We start from the raw sequence: 2,502 nt of genomic DNA on the forward strand, positions 1-2,502 counted from the left end.
TGGACACTGGCTTTGGTCAGATCCATGCTCTGATAGACCCCGTCCAAACTCACTACCAAATGCAGCTTGTAGCCGATATAATACTGGTCGGTGATGGCACTGTAGCCTTTGTCTGGGGCGCTGTGGAAATGCTCGCGACATACTGCTGTGGAGTGCTCACGGGCAATATGTGCCACAGGTATGGGTATGCTGTCCACCAAGTAGGTATCTTCATAGGGGCATATTTGGCGTCCCCACAACTTAGCCAATTTTTCGATCCAACCGGCCAGTCGCCTGCGACGACGGTTATAGCAGCTCAGATGAGGCAGATGGGGGAACGCATGGGTATAGTCAGCTTGGAGTTTACTCCAAAACCAATGTTCACTATCAATGCCTAAGGCCTCTTGCAACAGGGCCAAGCTCATAATATGAGCATCAGCCATAGGAGGCTTATTCGGATAAAATTGCACATTCAGATCCGAATTAAGAAAATCGGCCAAGGTTTCTTTGACGATGGGTAAAATTTTGTCGAAATTGGTTTTAAGGTCATGCATGAGCAGGGTGTTTTTGTGAAGATTAACACTCCTAAGATATTTAATATCAAGCACGTGCATGGCCTTTTTTATTTTAAAATTGTTAAAAACTTAACCCCTAAACGCGTTATAATAGATTTCTAAAAGAATCCTCAGAAACCTACAGGGTTACAAATCGCCTTTGGTGTTAATTTTCTGTGGCCTGCTTCTCGAGCCTTTCGGCTTTGTATCCGCCTTTCTTTTTGTCGTTCAGGTACACTATTAAGAATACGGCCGCCATGATAAAGCCAAAGTATTCCTGACGAAAACAATCGGCAGGGTAATTGGCAGCAGGGCGATACATATGCCCCAGAACAAGCGGCTGCGATCAATTGGGGTCGATGAGTTAGCGGTCATTATGCAAAAATTTCAACAAATTTCAGAGGACCAGATACAAAAATTCACTTTTTGCTTAATCAATTGAATGTTCGTTGTTGTTGAGCCACTCTATACTATTCTTAAGTATGGTTCGGTAAGCGTGGTGGTAATGTGCCTTCCCGTCATGACCCAGGGTCAAACCAACAATCCTGCCTTTTCCATGTGTGAGTGTCCATGCTATCGGATACTCCTTCCCGCTGTCAGGGACTATTCCTTTGGCCAGTACATCTATTTCTTTGCCCGATTCATTCGGTTCAAAATGATAGAGCTCGTCAATAATACTGAAGGTGCTTGGTACGGATTCCATGATTGGATGACCAGTATCCGTTACCTGAACCTGGAATTCACCAAACGGCTCATGGCTCCTGGTTCCGCCCCCGACGAGCTCCCTATTGTATTCCGGCCAGTCTTCCCAGTTATACCACGTGGCAGCGTGCACCAACAGCAGGCCATTACCAGATTCAACAAAATCAAATATCGAGTTTCTGAACTCCCCGGTGGCGGGCATCGGCTGATTGGTACTCAAATAGAGGATATCGATCTGTGAAAGTACGGCCGATATGTTCTCAGGCTGATCGGTATATCGTACCAAAGCACCCGTCTCTGAAATCGTTTTGGAATCCTCAAGATTGAACCAGCGATCAAAATCGTGCGCGGAACCTCCCCCTACTATTAACACACTGCTGGGGTCAGAATATTCTTTACTTGCCATATTTTGTTGATCGGACGTATTATTTTCACTCCTCGTTTCATCCGTACCAAAATTAAAGAAGACTATGGTAAGTACTATCAATAATAAGGAATAAAAAAAACGACTCGACTTGGTAAATAGATTTGTAATCATCTTTTTGTGGATTAAGAAATTAAATTAAGTACATAATTACCCTAACATAAAATTATTTTAAATAAATAATGCCTTCAGTTAAAACATTTTCCCATGTCTACTTGATTTATGTACATATTACTCAATACCATGTGAGTCCGACATAAAGATCTATTAAAATACCAACAATTGCCCGGTATCGACATAGGTTTGCTTCAAGCTGAGCCTTTCTCGGTGAAGTTGTAAGCAATAAGAGCCGAAAACAGATTGATCAGGAAGTTTTTCGGGCTCCGATGCCGGGAATACTCGAACTGGAAGATGTATTTAAGCTGATCGATAATGGCCAGCGGATGGCTCGTTTACGCAGGAGAATGGCCTCGGCCATCGGGGTCGCCAGCTTGGTTTTCATATTTTCCGGAGCTTGGCAACCAGATGTATGCCTTGGAAAAACAGCTGCTCAAACAAGGCTTTTGACAGGTACCCTTTGTCGCCGAAGAGTTTGCCAAACAGTTTACGGGTAAAGCCCTTCATTTTCAGGGGTTGTCGATCGTCGGTATTGCCAGGGGTGAGCATAACATCAACCACATGACCGGTGTCACTGGTAACCAGATGCAACTTAAATCCATAAAACCAGCCGATCGAGCAGTGCCCGCGAGTGGCTAATCCCTGGAACACTTTGTGGCTGTGAATACGTCGGTTGTCACACACGCGAAGCGGGGTCGAATCGATAAAGCTGATGCCGGTGCACGG

At 44.6% G+C, this 2,502-nt stretch carries 2 protein-coding genes and 1 pseudogene; all 3 read right to left on the reverse strand.

Annotated elements, in window-relative coordinates; translation table 11 throughout:
• A pseudogene (locus tag ACG2E4_RS18220) lies at positions 1-587 on the reverse strand (hypothetical protein); the annotation flags it as partial.
• 376 nt (positions 588-963) lie between these two features.
• The gene (locus ACG2E4_RS18225; protein ID WP_395277480.1) at positions 964-1,641 is read right to left on the reverse strand and encodes a ThuA domain-containing protein; all 678 of its coding nucleotides are present in this window, start codon (positions 1,639-1,641) and stop codon (positions 964-966) included.
• 516 nt (positions 1,642-2,157) lie between these two features.
• Positions 2,158-2,502, reverse strand: a 345-nt coding sequence (locus ACG2E4_RS18230; protein WP_395277481.1) for an IS982 family transposase, incomplete at its 5' end; no start/stop codon positions are given.

Origin of the sequence: Halalkalibaculum sp. DA384, from assembly GCF_043951955.1 — a bacterium.
In the GTDB taxonomy this organism is placed as follows: domain Bacteria; phylum Bacteroidota; class Rhodothermia; order Balneolales; family Balneolaceae; genus JAMQKA01.

Coding starts and splice junctions, on each gene's coding strand:
- ACG2E4_RS18225 (WP_395277480.1), bottom strand. CDS start 1,641: ATGGCAAGTAAAGAATATTCTGACCCCAGCAGTGTGTTAATAGTAGGG.